18 protein-coding genes are annotated in these 17013 nt (G+C 61.5%); 4 read left to right on the top strand and 14 right to left on the bottom strand.

The window, feature by feature from the left end; all coding sequences use genetic code 11:
- Nucleotides 1-238 precede the first annotated feature (238 nt).
- The 5 genes from PXK01_RS05360 to PXK01_RS05340 form a co-directional block, all read right to left on the bottom strand.
- A complete protein-coding gene (locus PXK01_RS05360; protein ID WP_274859149.1) occupies nt 239-595 on the bottom strand; it encodes a hypothetical protein in 357 nt (118 codons plus the stop codon).
- A 69-nt stretch (nt 596-664) separates the two neighbouring features.
- Entirely contained in the window at nt 665-805 is a 141-nt protein-coding gene (locus PXK01_RS05355) for a hypothetical protein (RefSeq protein WP_274846589.1), read from the bottom strand.
- Between the two features lie 214 nt (nt 806-1019).
- Nucleotides 1020-1406, bottom strand: coding sequence for a DUF6497 family protein (locus PXK01_RS05350; protein ID WP_274846588.1), 387 nt, complete (start codon nt 1404-1406; stop codon nt 1020-1022).
- Between the two features lie 295 nt (nt 1407-1701).
- Nucleotides 1702-2067: a hypothetical protein gene (locus tag PXK01_RS05345; RefSeq protein WP_274859147.1), complete on the bottom strand. Its 366-nt coding sequence runs from the start codon at nt 2065-2067 to the stop codon at nt 1702-1704.
- A gap of 7 nt (nt 2068-2074) precedes the next feature.
- A complete protein-coding gene (locus tag PXK01_RS05340; protein ID WP_274859146.1) occupies nt 2075-3607 on the bottom strand; it encodes an acyl-CoA carboxylase subunit beta in 1533 nt (510 codons plus the stop codon).
- 257 nt (nt 3608-3864) lie between these two features.
- Between PXK01_RS05340 and PXK01_RS05335 the strand changes: the two genes are divergently transcribed.
- From PXK01_RS05335 to PXK01_RS05325, 3 genes are all read left to right on the top strand, one after another.
- On the top strand, nt 3865-5232 hold the full coding sequence (locus tag PXK01_RS05335) for a M10 family metallopeptidase (protein WP_274859145.1): 1368 nt from the start codon (nt 3865-3867) through the stop codon (nt 5230-5232).
- Between the two features lie 95 nt (nt 5233-5327).
- A complete protein-coding gene (locus PXK01_RS05330) occupies nt 5328-6539 on the top strand; it encodes a multidrug effflux MFS transporter (protein WP_446728344.1) in 1212 nt (403 codons plus the stop codon).
- 65 nt (nt 6540-6604) lie between these two features.
- Complete coding sequence (locus tag PXK01_RS05325) at nt 6605-7993, top strand: helix-turn-helix domain-containing protein (RefSeq protein WP_274859144.1); 1389 nt, start codon at nt 6605-6607, stop codon at nt 7991-7993.
- An 83-nt stretch (nt 7994-8076) separates the two neighbouring features.
- Here the strand turns inward: PXK01_RS05325 and PXK01_RS05320 are convergent, their stop codons facing one another.
- The 7 genes from PXK01_RS05320 to betC all read right to left on the bottom strand — a co-directional run bounded on the left by PXK01_RS05320 (nt 8077) and on the right by betC (nt 14609).
- Nucleotides 8077-8316 carry a YdcH family protein gene (locus PXK01_RS05320; protein WP_274846583.1) on the bottom strand — a complete coding sequence of 80 codons (240 nt, stop codon included), beginning with the start codon at nt 8314-8316 and terminating at the stop codon, nt 8077-8079.
- A 128-nt stretch (nt 8317-8444) separates the two neighbouring features.
- Nucleotides 8445-9233, bottom strand: a complete 789-nt coding sequence (locus tag PXK01_RS05315) for a hypothetical protein (protein ID WP_274846582.1) — start codon at nt 9231-9233, stop codon at nt 8445-8447.
- 97 nt (nt 9234-9330) lie between these two features.
- Entirely contained in the window at nt 9331-10986 is a 1656-nt protein-coding gene (betA, locus tag PXK01_RS05310) for a choline dehydrogenase (protein WP_274859142.1), read from the bottom strand.
- An 8-nt stretch (nt 10987-10994) separates the two neighbouring features.
- Complete coding sequence (locus PXK01_RS05305) at nt 10995-11387, bottom strand: DUF2306 domain-containing protein (RefSeq protein WP_274846580.1); 393 nt, start codon at nt 11385-11387, stop codon at nt 10995-10997.
- Nucleotides 11387-12838: a betaine-aldehyde dehydrogenase gene (gene betB, locus PXK01_RS05300; RefSeq protein WP_274846579.1), complete on the bottom strand. Its 1452-nt coding sequence runs from the start codon at nt 12836-12838 to the stop codon at nt 11387-11389. The genes PXK01_RS05305 and betB overlap by 1 nt, the downstream gene beginning before the upstream one ends.
- Nucleotides 12835-13101 (bottom strand): cytoplasmic protein, encoded by a 267-nt coding sequence (locus tag PXK01_RS05295; RefSeq protein WP_274859141.1) that lies wholly within the window; start codon nt 13099-13101, stop codon nt 12835-12837. Before PXK01_RS05295 ends, betB begins: the two co-directional genes overlap by 4 nt.
- A complete protein-coding gene (gene betC / locus PXK01_RS05290; RefSeq protein WP_274859140.1) occupies nt 13101-14609 on the bottom strand; it encodes a choline-sulfatase in 1509 nt (502 codons plus the stop codon). The genes PXK01_RS05295 and betC overlap by 1 nt, the downstream gene beginning before the upstream one ends.
- 182 nt (nt 14610-14791) lie before the next feature.
- Here betC and betI point away from each other — a divergent pair, with 182 nt between their 5' ends.
- Entirely contained in the window at nt 14792-15367 is a 576-nt protein-coding gene (betI, locus tag PXK01_RS05285) for a choline-binding transcriptional repressor BetI (RefSeq protein ID WP_274846576.1), read from the top strand.
- Nucleotides 15368-15378: 11 nt separating this feature from the next.
- On the opposite strand, the gene PXK01_RS05280 is transcribed toward betI, so the two are convergent.
- Together PXK01_RS05280 and PXK01_RS05275 are read right to left on the bottom strand one after the other, a co-directional pair.
- On the bottom strand, nt 15379-16299 hold the full coding sequence (locus tag PXK01_RS05280; protein WP_274846575.1) for a DMT family transporter: 921 nt from the start codon (nt 16297-16299) through the stop codon (nt 15379-15381).
- A gap of 77 nt (nt 16300-16376) precedes the next feature.
- Nucleotides 16377-16979 (bottom strand): LysE/ArgO family amino acid transporter, encoded by a 603-nt coding sequence (locus PXK01_RS05275; protein WP_274846574.1) that lies wholly within the window; start codon nt 16977-16979, stop codon nt 16377-16379.
- Nucleotides 16980-17013 lie beyond the last annotated feature (34 nt).

The following is a 17013-nucleotide window of genomic DNA, read 5'->3' as shown; positions in this document are numbered from 1 at the left end:
CGGGCCTGCCTTTCCAGGTCAAGGGACTGGAACAGATGCGAAGCAGCGCAGAACGCCTGCGCCACGGGGCAAGGTTTGCAGGTCTTGCCCGCAAGGAAAACCCCGCCAGCAGCCACAGCACCGACCTGCGCGGCATCCCGCTGACCATCGCCTGCGATGTGCAGAAACATGCCGATACCAGCCCCCCTGCGGGCGTTGGCATCGCACGTTTGCGTGATATGGCAGGCCGCAACGCGCATCAGTATCCCTCGCCCTCAAAGGCCTCGGGGAAAGACTGGCGCGCCAGATCCACATTGATGACCAGCAGGGCCTCGTAATCGGCGGGGTCGAAATCCTCCTCGACCGCAACCACTTCGCGCCCGAACAGCCAGCTCAAGCGCCCGGCATCCAGATTGCCGCGTTCAAACGGCTGATCGCCAAAGTGCTCCCACAGCGCCTTCATGAAGGCGGCATCGGCGCGCCGGTCCGGCGCACGGCGGTCGCGATAGCGTTCCCGCCGGGTGATCGGCGTGACCCCCTTGGGATTTGGACGACGGATTATGAATTGAAAATCGGTGCCCGGAAGACGCCCGGGAAAGCCACGGTGTTTCAACATTGCGATGCCTCCGATCCGGCACCGCGCGCGGCGGATGGGGCCGGCCACAGGGCCGGACCCCAAAGAGTGTTACTTGTATTTGCCGGTGTAGGTCGGCTCGACCGAAATGGGCTCGGGCTCGACGACGACAAATTCTTCTTGCTTGCTGCCGCAGGCTGCCACAGCCGCCAGCAGACCTGCCAGCGCGAAAAGTTTGATGCTCTTGGACATTTCTGTCTCCTGATTACTGCCTTTGAACCGCCACCCGGACCGTTCCGGGTGTGGCCTGTCCTCAATGAACGGGCAACCATCTGATCGCCCGCGCCGATCATAGCCGGCAGGCAGGGGTTTTCACATCGAAAAGACAGAGCTTCCGCCTTTTGTGACCGCAAAGCCGCAAGCGAGGCAGGCGCTGACGAAAGCACCGCAAGATCTTGTGGAGCCATCAGAATCCCTCCCAGATGCAGGTGTCGCCTTCCGGGCGGTAGACCTCGAAAAACTGGGTTGCCGCAGCGTCCTGAACCCCAAAGGGCAGCAGCCGGTCGGAAAAGGAGATCGCGATCCGCGCCGGATCGATGTCCTGGTCCTTCATGTAGCGCAGCGCAAGACGGTTGCAGAGGTGATCCATATCGGCGGCCGCCTCTTCATGCGAGGCCGTACCGCCGTTGCGGGCGATCTGCGGCGCGACAAACCGCAAGCGCAGCCAAAGTTCGCCCGGATCGCTGTCCAGCAGGATCTCGGACAGGGTCACGGGCTGTCCCGATGGCACGCTGACCGGAACGACAGAGGCGTCAGAGGCGGCAGCCCCACCCGCAAGCGATGAATTCAGCAAAACCAAAGACAGTGAAGCGGCATAACCGCAGCCCCGACCCCATAGACAATGGGCTCCTCCTGCCGGGGCTGCAGGCGCTGCGCACGCGGCGCGCGCTATCCTTATGCCGATGCGGCGGATCATGGAGCCGATTCGCCCTTCGTGTCAAATGTTGTTACAAATTTGTGCAGAAAGATATCTCCGCGCGGCTTTATTTGGCGATGCAACAAAAGCCCACACGCATGCGGTGATGTCGCCCTGCCAAAACTCGCGCCCTGAGGCCGCCTTCCGTACAAATTGAAACAAATCCGGGGGTTCACAATTCACCCCCTTGATCACGCCTGGCTTGACCACGCGTGGCATGGCGCAGCCAGCGACGCCGGTTCGCAGGGTTGGCAAGCACGTCGGAAATCCGCGCTGCCAGAACCGGCGCAACAACGCCCTCCACGCGTCCACCGGCCGTGACCCTTGCGCCATCCCCGCAGCGCTCAACCCGAACCACCGGAGAAAACCCGCGCACATTCTGCAAGGCCCGCCAGATATCCTGCCGGATCTGATGCGCCAGCCGCACCGGATCCGCCAGAGGCAGATCGGTGACAGATGCCACGTCAAAGCGGGGCGGAGACTGACGGCACAGCGTCAAAGCCCCCTCCTCGCGCAGGATATGCCAGCGGGATGCCATCAGCGCATCACAACGGAATGTTGTCGTGCTTCTTCCAGGGATTCTCGAGCTTCTTGTTGCGAAGGCTCGCGAAGGCCCGGCTGACCCGCTTGCGGGTGGATTGCGGCATGATCACCTCGTCGATGAAGCCACGCTCTGCCGCCACAAACGGGTTGGCGAAGCGGTCTTCGTAATCGGCGGTATGGGCCGCGATCTTTTCCGCATCGCCCAGATCGGCGCGATGGATGATCTCGGTCGCGCCCTTGGCGCCCATCACCGCGATCTCGGCCGTGGGCCAGGCGTAGTTGAAATCGCCGCGCAGGTGCTTGGAGGCCATCACGTCATAGGCGCCCCCATAGGCCTTGCGGGTGATGACGGTGACCTTTGGAACCGTGGCTTCGCCATAGGCAAACAGCAGCTTGGCGCCGTGTTTGATGACGCCGCCATATTCCTGCGTGGTGCCCGGCAGGAAGCCCGGCACGTCGACCAGCGTCAGGATCGGGATCTCGAAACAGTCGCAGAAGCGCACGAAGCGTGCCGCCTTGCGGGAGCTGTCGATATCAAGGCAGCCCGCCAGAACCATCGGCTGGTTGGCCACGACACCCACGGTCTGCCCTTCCAGGCGGATGAAACCAGTAATGATGTTCTTGGCGTAATCTTCCTGGATCTCGTAGAAATCGCCCTCGTCCGCCACTTTGACGATGAGTTCCTTCATGTCGTAAGGCGTGTTGGGGTTTTCCGGGATCAGGGTATCGAGGCTCTCCTCGATGCGGCCCGGCTGATCGAAGAAGGGGCGAACGGGGGGCTTTTCGCGGTTGTTGAGCGGCAGGAAATCCACCAGGCGGCGCACTTCGGCCAGGGCCTCCACGTCGTTTTCAAAGGCGCCATCGGCGACTGAGGATTTCTTTGTGTGGGTCGAGGCACCGCCAAGCTCTTCGGCGGTGACAACCTCGTTGGTGACGGTCTTCACCACGTCGGGGCCGGTCACGAACATGTAGGAGCTGTCTTTCACCATGAAGATGAAATCGGTCATGGCGGGCGAGTAGACCGCGCCACCGGCACAGGGGCCCATGATGACCGAAATCTGCGGCACCACGCCCGAGGCCATGATATTGCGCTGGAAGACCTCTGCATAACCGGCGAGCGAGGCAACGCCTTCCTGGATGCGGGCACCGCCGGAATCGTTGATGCCGATCACGGGCGCGCCGTTCTGCACCGCCATATCCATGATCTTGCAGATCTTCTGCGCATGGGTTTCGGACAGGGAGCCGCCGAAGACGGTGAAATCCTGGCTGAACACATAGACCATGCGGCCATTGATGGTGCCCCAGCCGGTGACAACCCCGTCGCCCGCCGGCTTTTGCTTTTCCATGCCGAAGTCGGTGCAGCGGTGCGAGACGAACATGTCGAACTCTTCAAAGCTGCCCTCATCCAGCAAAAGATCAATCCGTTCGCGGGCTGTCAGCTTGCCGCGTCCATGCTGCGCATCGATCCGCTTTTGCCCACCGCCCAGCCGCGCGGCCTCGCGGCGCTCTTCCAGCTCGGAAAGGATATCTTTCATGGCACAGGTCCCCTATGATTTTCCGGGGATCATACCCTGCCGCAGATCCGGACCAAAGCCCTTTGTCGCAAATTTGCAAAGTGTTTGCATACACCGTCTGAAAATTTGAAAACCTCGCAAACCCCTCACAAATCCCCGGCTCCAAACGGCTGTTTCCCCCCGAAGCCCGTGTGACTTTTGCTTTCTTGCCGGGCCGACGAGGTCTATCATCACAGTCATTGTGACCATAATTCGTTCTTGAAGGGGACCGTATCCAGATGTTGAACCCATCGGAAATCATCCGCGCCATGCAGTTCGACCGCTTCTATCAGAGCGATCCTGTCAATCTCAGCTCCTCGCCCCGGATGGAAATCACCTACCAATATGCCGGAACGCAGGCGCCCGAGGATTTGCCGACCGGCGTCACCTACAGCGGATGGCGGGATTTCACGGCAGCCGAACAGGCCAATTTCGAGGCGGCGCTCGCCCATATCGAAACCTTTCTGAACGTCGAATTCGTCGAAGTCAGCGGACAAAGCGATCCGGACATCAATGTCGGCGCGGTCACGCTGCCCGGCAGCACCACCGGATATGGCGGCTACAGCGTTCGCTACTCCGGGACGACCATCACCCAGTGGGATGGCTATGTGGTCTTTGATGAGACACTGGACCTGTCCGCAGATCAATACATGAACCTTCTCTTGCACGAGATGGGCCATGCGATGGGGCTCCGGCACACATTCGATGACGACAGCGACCTGCCCTCGGAATATGACAGCAACCTCTACTCGGTCATGTCCTACACCGCGAACCCCAACAACGGGCAGGACAGCGACGCGATGATGCTGTTTGATGTCCTGGCCCTGCAGGATATCTGGGGTTCTACAGCGTTTAACGCCGGTGACACCACCTACACCGGTTCGCGCACCGCAACGGTGGATGCAATCTGGGACAGCGGCGGCCAGGACATGATCAGTGTCGCCGACCGCACGAGCGATGTTGTCATCGACCTGCGACAAGGCAGCTTCTCCAGCATTGACGCCGAAAGTGACGTGGTGATCACCTTTGGCACGGTGATTGAAGACGTCCGCGCAGGCGTGGGCAATGACCGCATCACCGGCAACACGGATAACAATTACCTCTACGGAAACATCGGCAACGACACGGTTTACGGCGGTCGAGGCGGCGATCATCTGGTCGGGGGCAGTGGACGGGATCGGCTCTATGGAGAGGGCGGGCGCGACAGCCTGGTAGGAGATAGTGGCCGGGATCAGTTGCGTGGCGGCGCGGGTGCAGACACCCTCTCTGGCGGCGTCCAGCGTGACCGCCTGTTCGGCGGCGCTGGCAACGATACGCTGGCGGGTGGCGGCGGCAACGATGTGCTGAACGGCCAGGCTGGCAATGATGTTCTCTACGGAGGGCGCAGCACTGACACCTTTGTCTTTGCCAATACCTTCGGAAACGACACGATCCGCGATTTCGACGACGGCCTCGACACGATCAAGATCAGAGGTCACGGCGATCTATCCGCAGTTCTCGCGGCGGCCAGCGACACAGCCGATGGCGCCCTGTTCGACTTCGGCTCTGACACACTGCTGGTGCGTGGCGTCTCCGTATCGGATCTGAGCGACGACATCCTGGTCTGACGGCAAGCCGGGATCTGCAAGACTCGGTTGGATTGCACATAAGCTGTGGAAATGCGCCAATGGACAAGAGGCGCTGGCGGCACTAGATCGTTGTCATGACAATGAGTTCTGGCAACGGCCGTATCCCTTTGACCCCACCGCATATTGGCACGCTGATTCTTTTGGCGGGACTGTCAGCGCTGGCCATGAATGTGTTTCTGCCCTCCCTGCCCGGGATGGCCGCCTATTTCGAGGCCGACTATCGCCTGATGCAGCTGTCTGTCGCCCTCTATCTTGGGGTGAACGCGGTGGTGCAGATCCTGGTCGGCCCCATCTCTGATCAGATGGGCCGCCGCCCGGTGATCCTGACCAGCATCATCCTGTTCCTGCTGGCGACGCTGGGCTGCATCTTTGCCCCCACCGCCGGGGTCTTTCTGGTCTTCCGAATGGCCCAGGCCGCGATTGCCGCCACGATGGTTCTGAGCCGCGCCGCCGTGCGCGACATCTACGACACCGACAAGGCCGCCAGCATGATCGGCTATGTCACCATGGGCATGGCCGTGGTCCCGATGATCAGCCCCGCCATTGGCGGCGTTCTGGAGGAAAGCTTTGGCTGGCAAGCGAATTTCTGGCTGCTGATTGCACTGGGCCTGGCCACCTATGCGATCACCTATTTCGATTTCGGCGAAACCGCCCAGAAAAGCGGCAAGACCCTGATTGCCCAGTTCCGCGAATATCCGGAGCTGTTCCGCTCGCCCCGGTTCTGGGGCTACTCGCTGGCCTCGGGCCTCGCCTCGGGCGCATTCTTCGCCTATCTGGGCGGCGCCCCCTTCGTGGGCACCCAGGTCTATCACCTGGACCCGGCTGTCTTGGGTGTGTGCTTTGCCGCCCCCGCGGTGGGCTATTTCCTCGGTAATTTCGTCTCTGGGCGCTACTCGACAAGGCTCGGCGTCAACCGGATGGTCCTGTGGGGCTGTATCGTCAATGGTGTCGGGGTCGGGATTTCCCTGGCAATCGCAATCGCCGGGCTGGACAGCCTGTACAGCTTCTTTGGGTTCATGACCCTTGTGGGGCTTGGCAATGGCATGGCGATCCCCAATGCCACCGCCGGCGCCATTTCCGTGCGCCCGCATCTGGCAGGCTCCGCCTCTGGCCTGAGCGGCGCGATCATGATTGGCGGCGGCGCGGGCCTCAGTGCCTTTGCCGGCTGGCTCCTGGTGCCCGGAGCCACCGCCGTGCCACTGCTGGCCATCATGTTTGTCACTGCGCTGCTGGGGCTTGCCGCCATCATTCTGGTGATCCAGCGCGAGAAATCCCTGCATCTGTGACACCTTGCCGGGCCTGATTTGCATTTATACAATGCAAGCGACCAGGATTTGCAAAGGTACGCCCGATGGCCACCCAGAAACTCTATGCCGGTGCCAAGCTGCGCGAGATGCGCACCCGGCTTGAGCTGACGCAGAAGGACTTTGCCGCCAAGCTGGGCGTCTCCCTGCCCTATCTCAACCAGATGGAGAACAACAACCGCCCGGTGTCGACAACTGTGGTCCTGGCGCTGGCGCAGGAATTCGGCATGGATGTGACCGAGCTGAGCGCGGGCGACAGCGAACGCCTGGTCAGCGACATGCGCGAAGCGATGGCCGATCCGGTCTTTGCCGATGATCCCCCGCCCCTGGCCGATCTGCGCCTGACCGCATCCAACGCCCCGGCGCTGGCTCGCGCGTTTCTGACACTGCATCGCGCTTACCGGCAAACCCATGAAAGGCTGGCCTCCCTGGACGAGGCCCTGGGACGCGAGGATGCCCGCATTCAGGCCAGCCCCTGGGAAGAGGTGCGCGATTTCTTCCACTACTGCGACAACTACATCGATGCCGTCGACCGGGCCGCGGAACGTTTTGCCGGTGAGGCCGATGTCCGCGCAGCGGCGCTTTCGGCGCTGGAGACGGCCGGGATCACCGTGCAGATGGCCGATATGGACGGCTTGCGCAGCTATGATGTCGAAACGCGAACCCTGCGGCTGTCAAACCGTACCGCCCCCTCGACACAGGTGTTTCAACTGCTGTTGCAGGTGGCGCTGCTCAGCCAGGACAACCTCCTGGAGGCGACCCTCGATTTCGCCCGCTTCCAGACCAACGAGGCCCGCGCCATCGCCAAGATCGGCCTTGCCAACTATTTCGCAGGCGCCGCCCTGATGCCCTATGGCCGCTTTCTGGCAGCGGCACAGGACAACCGGCATGATCTGGAACGCCTGGCCACCCGATTTGGCGCCTCCATCGAACAGGTGGCGCATCGCCTCTCCACCCTGCAGCGCCCCGGCGCCAAGGGGATCCCCTTCTTCTTTGTCCGCGTCGACCAGGCCGGCACCATCACCAAACGCCATTCGGCAACCCGGCTGCAATTTGCCCGGTTCGGCGGGGCCTGCCCCTTGTGGAACGTGCACCGGGCCTTTGAGACGCCGGGACATTTCCTGCGCCAACTGGCCGAAACACCGGACGGCGTGCGCTACATTTCCCTGGCGCATGATGTCTCCAAACCCGGAGGCTCGTTCGGCTCACCGGTGCGGCGCTATGCGATCGCGCTGGGATGCGAGGTGCGCCATGCGGATGCGCTGGTCTATGCCGACAGCCTGGATGTGAACAACGCATCGGCCTATGAACCCATCGGAATCTCCTGCCGTATTTGCGAACGCAAGCATTGCCACCAGCGTTCGGTACCGCCGCTGGAAAGACGGTTGAGCATCAATGCCGATGCGCGCGGCATCCTGCCCTATGAGGTGAGCTAGGCTCTGACCCAATTCATCCTGCGCCAAAAGAAAACGGGGTCCGCATCGCGAACCCCGGATACCAACCAACACACGCAGTTGGCTCAGGCCTTGGCCAGAATGCCCCAGATCTCATCCTTGAGAGCCGCGCGCTTCTTGCGCATTTCCACTTCGGCCAGTTCCTCGACCGGCTCCACATTGGTTTCCGCCCGGTGAACCGCACGGTTGATCTCGTGGTATTCATCCGCCAGCTTCGCGAAATGGGCATCCGACTGCTTCAACGCGCTCATCACGTCGACCTTGTCAGGGAATTCCTCGGCCAGTTCATGAGGTGTATTCGACATCTGTTCGCTCCTTCTATTCATCTGTCTCCAAGACAGTAGAACAGCGAGACTCCCGCCACTTTGACCGGGATCAAATCATTCCCCCAAATGCAGGTTTTTCAAAGACACCGAAATGCGACGCTGGCCGCTCAGCTGTCCACCCCGACGCGTCGCAGCAATCCCGGCAATCCCGAGATGTCTTCGGATTTGATCCGTCGCACGGCAAGGGTCTTCACCCCGTCCTCCTGCTTCCAATAGGGCTCGAGCACATAGACAAAGAAGGTGATTTCGATATTGTCCCCCGCGATCCCCTCAAGCCCGCGACCATTCAGGCGCACCTTGATGCTGCCGTCCTTTACAGGAACCGACAAAGACCCGTCGGCCCCCGCCTCGGCATCCACTTGTAGCCGGATGGTATCGCCATAGGTCACATCCCGGACGATGATGAACCGTTGATCCGGATCCCCGATCGCCTCGCTGATTCCCCACTCTTCGATCAGGCTGCCCCCATCCGCCATGTCCTTGCTCAGGTGGTCCGTGATCTTGGTATAGACATTGCTATAGGCAACGCGCGTGCCATTCTTGATCTCAAAGGCCGAGATTCTGCGCACCCAGGCATCGGCCTTGGCCCGCGCCAGGCGCCCGTAGGTCGCATATTCGCCGCCGATCTCAAGACCGCCCGCATAGGAGGCAACCACGTCCCTGCCGCGTCCCGGCTCGGGCGGTTCAAACCCCGGGACATTGCCCAGGAACACCAGCTCATCCTGCGCCTTGTTCCACGCAAAGAAGCTGCCCGCGGCGTAGCCCCCGGAGTTGATGAAACCGTAGTTCGTGCGGGAAAAGTCAAGATTGACCGGCACTGTCTCGGTTGAGCCGAAACAGCCCGCCAGCGACATCGCGGCGGCGCATATCAAGGCGCCCAATTGCAGGTTCTTCATGGTCCCCCCAGACAATAGCTTTCCTTGGAATACCCCCAACGATAGGAGAGTTCCCCGGACGTGTCACCCCCAAGGGGAGAGTGAGAAGAGACAAGCGCTACCTTTGACTGTTGCGCCAATCCGGGTGGAACCAGGGTTCTGCATTGGATGCGGGCAAGCGCCGACCCAGGATGTGATCGGCAGCCTTCTCGCCGGTCATGATCGATGGGCCATTCAGGTTGCCGTTGGTGATGCGCGGGAAGATCGAACTGTCCGCCACCCGCAAGCCGTCGACGCCGATCACCCGGCAGTCGGGGTCCACAACCGCCATCGGATCATCCACCGCCCCCATCTTGCAGGTGCCGCACGGGTGATAGGCGCTTTCGGCGTGTTCGCGAATGAAACCGTCGATTTCGGCATCGCTCTGCAGGGCATCGCCCGGCTGGATCTCATGCTTCACGAAGGGCTTCATCGCCTCCTGGGCAAAGACTTCCCGCGTCAGCCGCACGCATTTGCGGAAATCGATCCAGTCCTGCTCGGTCGACATGTAGTTGAAGAAGATCCGCGGATCCTCCTTGGGATCGGCTGAGTTGAGCGTGACCTCTCCGCGCGACGGCGACCGCATCGGTCCCACATGCGCCTGAAAGCCATGGCCCTCGGCCGCTGCCTGCCCGTCATAGCGCACCGCGATGGGCAGGAAGTGGTATTGGATGTCCGGGTAATCCACGCCCTTGTCAGACCGGATAAAGGCGGCGCTTTCGAATTGGTTCGAGGCGCCAAGGCCGGTCTTAGTGAATAGCCACTGGGCCCCCACCAGTGCCTTGCCAAAAAGATTCCAGTACTTGTAGAGCGTGATCGGCTGTTTGGAGGCGAACTGAAAATAGAACTCCAGATGGTCCTGCAGGTTTTTTCCAACACCTGGACGGTCCGCCACCACCTCGATCCCGTGCTCCGCCAGATGCGCGGCGGGGCCGATGCCCGAGAGCATCAACAGCTTCGGCGAATTGAGCGAAGAGGCCGAAAGGATCACCTCGGCATTTGCACGGATAACTTCGACCTTGCCCCCACGCTCGATCTCGACACCTACGGCGCGCCCCTCTTCGATCACCACCTTGCGTGCAAGCCCCCGGATCAGATCGCAATTGTCGCGCTTCAGCGCCGGTTTCAGATAGGCATTGGCCGCCGACCAGCGCTGCCCCTTGTAGACGGTCATCTCCATCGGGCCAAAGCCCTCTTGCTGCTCGCCGTTGTAGTCTGCGGTCACCGGATATCCGGCCTGACGTCCGGCATTCACAAAGGCATCGTGCAGCGGGTTGTCGCGCGGGCCGCGTGTGACATGAAGCGGGCCATCAGTGCCCCGCCAATCGGGATCACCGCCATGGCCCCGCGGCTCCCATGCCTCCATCCGTTTGAAATAGGGCAGCACATCGGCATAGGACCAGCCCGCCGCACCGCTTGTCGCCCAGTGATCGTAGTCCCCCGCATGGCCGCGCACATAGACCATCCCATTGATGGACGAGGAGCCGCCGATCACCTTACCACGCGGCGTGACCAGTTGTCGGTTGTTGAGCTGAGGCTCGGGCACCGATTTGTAGCCCCAGTCATAAAGGGACATATTCATCGGATAAGACAGCGCACCCGGCATCTGGATGAACGGCCCCGCATCCGAGCCGCCATGCTCGATCACCAAGACGGACTTGCCAGCCTCAGACAGGCGGTAGGCCATAGCGCAGCCAGCGCTCCCTGCGCCGACGATCACGTAATCCGCGTTCATAACCGCTCCTAGAACAAGACGTCATGCATGATGCGCCCCGGCAGGAACGTAAAAGCTCCCGCCCCGAGCAGCGCGCAGACGAACAGAATTTTCATCAACCGCCTATGGGCGGCGATATCCCCACGGCGAGCAGCGGCAACCGCACGCCACAGCCAGAAAAGAGTGAAGAGAGACAACAGGTGGATCGGCGAGAACGCCCCTATCATCCTCAGTTCCCAGATAAAGAAGCTGGAGAGCGCCACCGCCACCATCAGCCCAACCCATAGCCTACCGACCGCGCGATGCAGCAGGGTCCCCTTGGCCAGAACAAATTGCGCCACGCCCAAAACAAACGCCCCCATCGCCCCAAAGGCATGAAGAGGAATAGGCGCGGAGGCTTGAGTAAGCGGCGCAAGATCCATCAGAACGCCGCCTCCACATCGCCCATGCGCACATAGACGGATTTCACCTGGCTGAAGTGCTTGATCGCTTCCTTGGAATTCTCGCGCCCCACGCCCGAGGCCTTGACCCCGCCAAAGGGCGCCTCGACCGGCGCATCATTGTAGGAGTTGATAAAGCAGCTTCCGGCCTCCAGCTGGCCAATCACCCGATGGGCGCGGGTGAAATCCTTGGTAAAGACACCAGCGGACAGGCCAAACTCGGTGCCATTGGCGCGGGCGATCACATCCGCCTCATCCTCGAAATCAAGGACCGACATCACCGGGCCAAAGATCTCTTCGCGGGCGATCACCATATCGTCACTCACATCGGCAAAGACGGTGGGTTCGATGAAATAGCCGGGCATATCGGCGCGCTGGCCGCCACAGATCAGACGCGCGCCCTCTTCCTTGCCCTTTTCAATGTAGCCCAGAACGATATCCATCTGCCGCTCCGACACCATGGGGCCAAAACTCGTTGCCTCATCCTGCGGATCGCCCAGCACCGCGCCTCCGACGCGCTCGGCCAGACGGGCGAGGAACTTTTCCTTGATGTCCTTGTGCACGAAGACGCGGGTGCCATTGGAGCAGACTTGCCCCGAGGAATAGAAATTGCCGTTGATCGCACCGCCCACGGCATTGTCGATATCGGCGTCTTCGAAAATGATCAGGGGCGATTTGCCACCCAGCTCCATGGTGACATGCTTCATGCCCTCGGCCGCCGCCGCATAGACCTTCTTGCCGGTCGGCACGGATCCCGTGAGCGACACCTTGTTGACGCGCGGATCGGTGACCAAAGCGCCGCCCACTTCGCCCATGCCCTGAACGACGTTGTAGACCCCGGCAGGCAGTCCCGCCTCATGCAGGATCTCGGCGACCTGCAAGGCGCAAAGCGGCGTGGTTTCCGAGGGTTTGAACACCATCGCATTACCACAGGCGAGCGCGGGCGCGCCCTTCCAGCAGGCAATCTGGGTCGGGTAGTTCCAGGCGCCGATGCCGACGCACAGGCCCAGCGGTTCACGCATGGTATAGACCCAATCCTCGCCCAATTGGATATGCTCGCCGGTGAGGCTGCCTGCCAGCCCGCCGAAGTATTCCAGCGCATCGGCGGCAGAGGTTGCATCGGCCACCAGGGTTTCCTGCAGGGGCTTGCCGGTGTCATAGGTTTCCAGCACCGACAATTCGCGATTGCGTTCGCGCATGATGTCGGCGGCACGGCGCAGGATACGGCCCCGCTCGGTGCCGCTCATCCTGGCCCAGGCTTTCTGGGCCTCCTTCGCAGTTGCCAGCGCGTGCTCAACGATCTGGGGCGTCGCCGCATGGACCATGGCGATCTGTTCGCCCGTGGCGGCATAGATCACCGGGATCGGCGTGCCGCTGGTGTCCTCGACATATTCACCGTTGATGAAATGGCTTGCTTTGGGTTGCGGGGTCATTCGTCAAACCACCTCTTGTACATTTGTTTCAAAAACTCTGGCGACAGGGGCACGTCCGCTTCGGCGAGGACCGCATCGATGCCACAGCACGGGCACATGGCCGTGAACCCGGCAGGGCGATCGGCAAAGGGGTTTTCCTCGATCCATTCGTCGATCTCGGCAGGGTCGAAGATCGTGCAGCAATGGAAACACCCCGCCCGGTCGCTGTTTTGCAGGCTCTCCCTGTGCCGGGTGCTGAAAGTATGGGCCTGATCAAGATCCATCATTCCCCCCTCGGGAAACGGGCGTTTTCCTCAACCACGTTGAGGTCCATGTGATTGCGCATGTAGCGTTCGGAGGCCTTTTGCAGCGGCTGGTAATCCCAAGGGTAATAGCCCCCCTCACGCAGCGCCTCGTAGACGACCCACCGGCGGGCCTGGCTGGCGCGCACATCGGCATCGAAACGGGCCAGATCCCAGCGGGTTTCGGATTTTGCCCGCAGGGTCTGCAGGGTTCCCGTATGAGACGGATCCTCGGCCAGATTGCGCAGCTCGTGCGGGTCTGTGTCCAGATCGAAGAGCTGATCAGGGTCCAGCGCGCAGCGGTTGTACTTCCACTTGCCATAGCGCAGCGACACCAGCGGCGCATAAGATGCCTCGGCTGCGTATTCGATCGCCACCGGCGCGGTGCGCTCTTCGCCCATGGCAAGCGGCACCAGGCTTTCTCCGTCGGTCCAGGGTTCGATCTCGGCCAGATCCAGCCCGGCCAGCGCCCCCAGGGTGGGCGTCACATCCAGGGTCGAGACCGGCGCATCGATGCGCCCGGCAGGAAGATCCGGCGCCGAGATCATCAAGGGCACGCGGGAAGAGCCTTCGAAGAAGCTCATCTTGAACCACAGTCCCCGTTCCCCCAGCATGTCACCATGATCCGAGACAAACAGGATGATCGCCTCCTGCCGGGTGGTTTCCAGTACCTCGAGGATCTCACCGATCTTATCGTCGAGGTAAGAGATATTGGCGAAATAGGCCCGGCGCGAGCGGCGGATATCATCTGCGGAAATGTCGTAGCTGCGCCAGTCGTTGGCATCGAAAATCCGCTTGGAGTGCGCGTCGTGCGCCTCGTAGTCCATCGCCGGAACCTCGGGCAGCAGATGCTCGCAGTCCTCGTAAAGATCCCAGTATTTCTTGCGCGCCACGTAAGGGTCATGCGGGTGGGTGAAACTGACGGTCATCGCCCAGGGCCGGTCATCCTTGCCGCGCGCCAGATCATAGAGCTTGGCCTTGGCGTGATAGGCAACCTCGTCGTCATACTCCATCTGGTTGGAGATCTCAGCGACCCCTGCCCCGGTGACCGATCCCATATTGTGATACCACCAGTCGATCCGCTCTCCGGGTTTGCGATAATCCGGCGTCCAGCCGAAATCAGCCGGGTAGATATCGGTGGTCAGGCGTTCCTCGAAGCCATGCAGCTGATCGGGGCCGACAAAATGCATCTTGCCGCTGAGACAAGTGTAGTAGCCCGCCCGGCGCAGATGATGCGCATAGGTGGGGATATCGCTGCGAAACTCGGCAGCGTTGTCGTAAACGCCGGTGCGCGAGGGGAGCTGCCCGGACATGAAGCTTGCCCGCCCCGGCGCACAAAGCGGCGAGGCGGTATAGGCATTTGCAAACCGGGTCGAGCGCGCCGCCAGGCGTTTCAGATTGGGCGCATGCAGCCAGTCGGCCGGGCCATCCGGAAACAAGGTTCCGTTCAACTGATCCACCATCAGGATCAGAATATTGGGTCCACGCATGGGCAATCTCCTGGCTTCTTTCGCAATCGCCCGCACTGGAGCAGAGCCCCTATCAGGGCAATCGCTTGACCGTTCCTATCACGTCCCGGCTCCAAGCCAAATATTTTTTAAATAGCGATACAACTTTTTAAACTCAGATAACAGCGGTTGAAACCCGTGCCCATGTGCCGCAAGACTGCGGCATGGGCAGAAAACGTATTCGTGACATCCGCAACGAAGAGCTGATCGAGGCCACCATCGTGGCCGTGCACAAACGTGGCTATAGCGTCGTGACCATGGCAGAGATTGCCGCCGAGGCCGGGGCCTCGGCAGCCTCGATCAACTATTACTTCGGTTCAAAGGAAGGGCTGATGGAGGCGACCATGCGCCATCTGTTGCGCAAGCTGCGCCGGGCCATGGTCACGGGCTACAGCCAGGCCAGAACGCCGAAAGAGCGGCTTTATGCGGTGATGGATGCGAATTTCTCGGATGATCTGTTCACCGTGCCGCAATGCAGCCTGTGGATGCAGTTCTGGGCCAGCGCGCCCTATTCACCGCGCCTGTCGCGGCTGCACCGCATCAACCGCGCAAGGGTGCGCAGCCATTTCCTGGCCGAACTGCGCCGCCTTGTCCCCGAAACCCAGGTGGAGACCGCCCGCCAGGCCTTGCAGTGCTACATGGATGGGGTCTGGCTGCAGGCCGCGCAATCCGAAGGCAGCGTCGACCCAGAATCCGCCCGTGCCGCCGCCCATCGGGTTGTGGATATCGCGCTTCCCTAAAGGCCGCCCGATCAGACCTTGGTTGCAGGCACCGGCGGGGTGATGGCCCGGCGTTTCAGCACTGCTTCGCGCCAGGTGATGAAACTGATCGCTGCCAGAATCAGCGCGCCGCCGGAAACCACCCAGATATCCACCGCCTCATCAAAGACCAAAGCGCCAAGAAGCGTCGCCCAGATCAGCTGCAAAAAGGTGACCGGCTGGGTGACGGCCACCGGGGCGGCCGAAAAGGCAAGCGTCATTGTGTAGTGGCCCGCAGTGGCAAAACAGGCCACCCCGAAGAGGATTGCCAGTTCGGCAAGCGTCGGCGTCACCCAAACCGCCATGGCAAACGGTGCCAGCCCCGCCGTCACCCACAACGACAACATGGCCACCACAACGGTTGGGTTGGTGCCATCCACGGTGAACTTGGCCAAAAGATATGATCCACCAAAAACGACGGCTGCCACCAGCATGGCGATATGCCCGGGAGACACCTCGCGAAAGCCCGGGCGAAGGATGATGATGGCGCCGATCAGGGCCGCCACAATCGCCGCAATCCGCCGCAGGGCGAGTTTCTCCCCAAGGAAAAGCGCCGCTCCCAGGGTGACATAGACCGGCGCGAGATAGTTCATCGCCGTGACCTCGGCCAGGGGGATCCGGGTCATCGCAAAGAACCACAGCATCACACCCAGCGTGTGCAAGGCGCCGCGCCCGGCAAACAGCCCCCAAAGCCGCGGCGTGAGCCGGGCCCGCCGCAGCGCGCCCACCATCGGGATCAGGAAGACAAGGCCCAGCAGATAGCGCAGAAAGGCGGATTCCGCAGGCGGAATGCGCCCTCCGAGATGTTTCACCAGCGCCGTCACCGCCACGAAACACAGACCGGTCACCAGCATCCAGAAGATGCCCATGACGGGATTCTGGGCGGGTTTCTCTATCTGCTGTGCATCACTCATGGATCAGACAGAACACCCAAAATCAGGCAGGCACAACCCTGAACATGACAAGGATCCACAACGTCACATCGCCTGGCTCACATCAAGAGGAGCTTTGCGGCAATCCCCCACATGGTGAGGCCAATCACCACCTCCAGCACCTGCCAGGACCGGGGCCGTGCAAAGACCGGCGCCAGCAAAGCCGCGCCATAACCCAGGGAGAAGAAGAAGGTGAAACTGGCGCAGATGGCCCCCAGGCCAAAGATCATCGGGTCGGGATATTGCGCCGAGATGCTGCCCAGAAGGACAACCGTATCGAGGTAGACATGCGGGTTCAGCCAGGTCAGCGCCAGCACCGTGGCCAGAACCGGCAGCAGCGCCTGAGGCGCCGCGCCCGCGTCTGGCTTCAGCGCAGCACCACCGCGCCGGGCCGCCAGAAGGCTGCGGGCGCCATACCAGACCAGGAACCCCGCCCCGGCCAGGCGCATGGCCAGTTCAAACCCCGGCACGGCCTCGGACAGGGAGCCAAGACCCAGAACCCCCGCATAGATCAGCGCCGCATCCGATCCCGCACAGGTGAGACAGATCCAGAAGACATGTTCGCGCCGCAACCCCTGGCGCAGCACAAAGGCATTCTGCGCGCCGATCGCAAGGATCAGGCTGAAACCAAGCGCAAAACCGGCAAGAAGGCTAGAAGGCATCGCAGCTGACTTTCCTCGAAATCCCCATCTGATC

This window comes from Phaeobacter sp. PT47_59 (assembly GCF_028890025.1).
Taxonomy (GTDB): Bacteria; Pseudomonadota; Alphaproteobacteria; order Rhodobacterales; family Rhodobacteraceae; genus Phycobacter.
The sequence above is the reverse complement of the archived record's forward strand: the minus strand, read 5'-3'. Positions and strand labels throughout refer to the sequence as shown.

What these genes read in the sequence shown, in the direction of transcription:
- PXK01_RS05275 (WP_274846574.1), bottom strand. Translation starts at nt 16,979, where the DNA reads ATGCCTTCTAGCCTTCTTGCCGGTTTTGCGCTTGGTTTCAGCCTGATC.
- PXK01_RS05295 (WP_274859141.1), bottom strand. Translation starts at nt 13,101, where the DNA reads ATGGATCTTGATCAGGCCCATACTTTCAGCACCCGGCACAGGGAGAGC.
- PXK01_RS05340 (WP_274859146.1), bottom strand. Translation starts at nt 3,607, where the DNA reads ATGAAAGATATCCTTTCCGAGCTGGAAGAGCGCCGCGAGGCCGCGCGG.
- PXK01_RS05305 (WP_274846580.1), bottom strand. Translation starts at nt 11,387, where the DNA reads ATGGATCTTGCGCCGCTTACTCAAGCCTCCGCGCCTATTCCTCTTCAT.
- betA (WP_274859142.1), bottom strand. Translation starts at nt 10,986, where the DNA reads ATGAACGCGGATTACGTGATCGTCGGCGCAGGGAGCGCTGGCTGCGCT.
- PXK01_RS05360 (WP_274859149.1), bottom strand. Translation starts at nt 595, where the DNA reads ATGTTGAAACACCGTGGCTTTCCCGGGCGTCTTCCGGGCACCGATTTT.
- PXK01_RS05320 (WP_274846583.1), bottom strand. Translation starts at nt 8,316, where the DNA reads ATGTCGAATACACCTCATGAACTGGCCGAGGAATTCCCTGACAAGGTC.
- PXK01_RS05315 (WP_274846582.1), bottom strand. Translation starts at nt 9,233, where the DNA reads ATGAAGAACCTGCAATTGGGCGCCTTGATATGCGCCGCCGCGATGTCG.
- betC (WP_274859140.1), bottom strand. Translation starts at nt 14,609, where the DNA reads ATGCGTGGACCCAATATTCTGATCCTGATGGTGGATCAGTTGAACGGA.
- betB (WP_274846579.1), bottom strand. Translation starts at nt 12,838, where the DNA reads ATGACCCCGCAACCCAAAGCAAGCCATTTCATCAACGGTGAATATGTC.
- PXK01_RS05330 (WP_446728344.1), top strand. Translation starts at nt 5,328, where the DNA reads ATGACAATGAGTTCTGGCAACGGCCGTATCCCTTTGACCCCACCGCAT.
- PXK01_RS05335 (WP_274859145.1), top strand. Translation starts at nt 3,865, where the DNA reads ATGTTGAACCCATCGGAAATCATCCGCGCCATGCAGTTCGACCGCTTC.
- PXK01_RS05280 (WP_274846575.1), bottom strand. Translation starts at nt 16,299, where the DNA reads ATGAGTGATGCACAGCAGATAGAGAAACCCGCCCAGAATCCCGTCATG.
- PXK01_RS05325 (WP_274859144.1), top strand. Translation starts at nt 6,605, where the DNA reads ATGGCCACCCAGAAACTCTATGCCGGTGCCAAGCTGCGCGAGATGCGC.
- betI (WP_274846576.1), top strand. Translation starts at nt 14,792, where the DNA reads ATGGGCAGAAAACGTATTCGTGACATCCGCAACGAAGAGCTGATCGAG.
- PXK01_RS05355 (WP_274846589.1), bottom strand. Translation starts at nt 805, where the DNA reads ATGTCCAAGAGCATCAAACTTTTCGCGCTGGCAGGTCTGCTGGCGGCT.
- PXK01_RS05345 (WP_274859147.1), bottom strand. Translation starts at nt 2,067, where the DNA reads ATGGCATCCCGCTGGCATATCCTGCGCGAGGAGGGGGCTTTGACGCTG.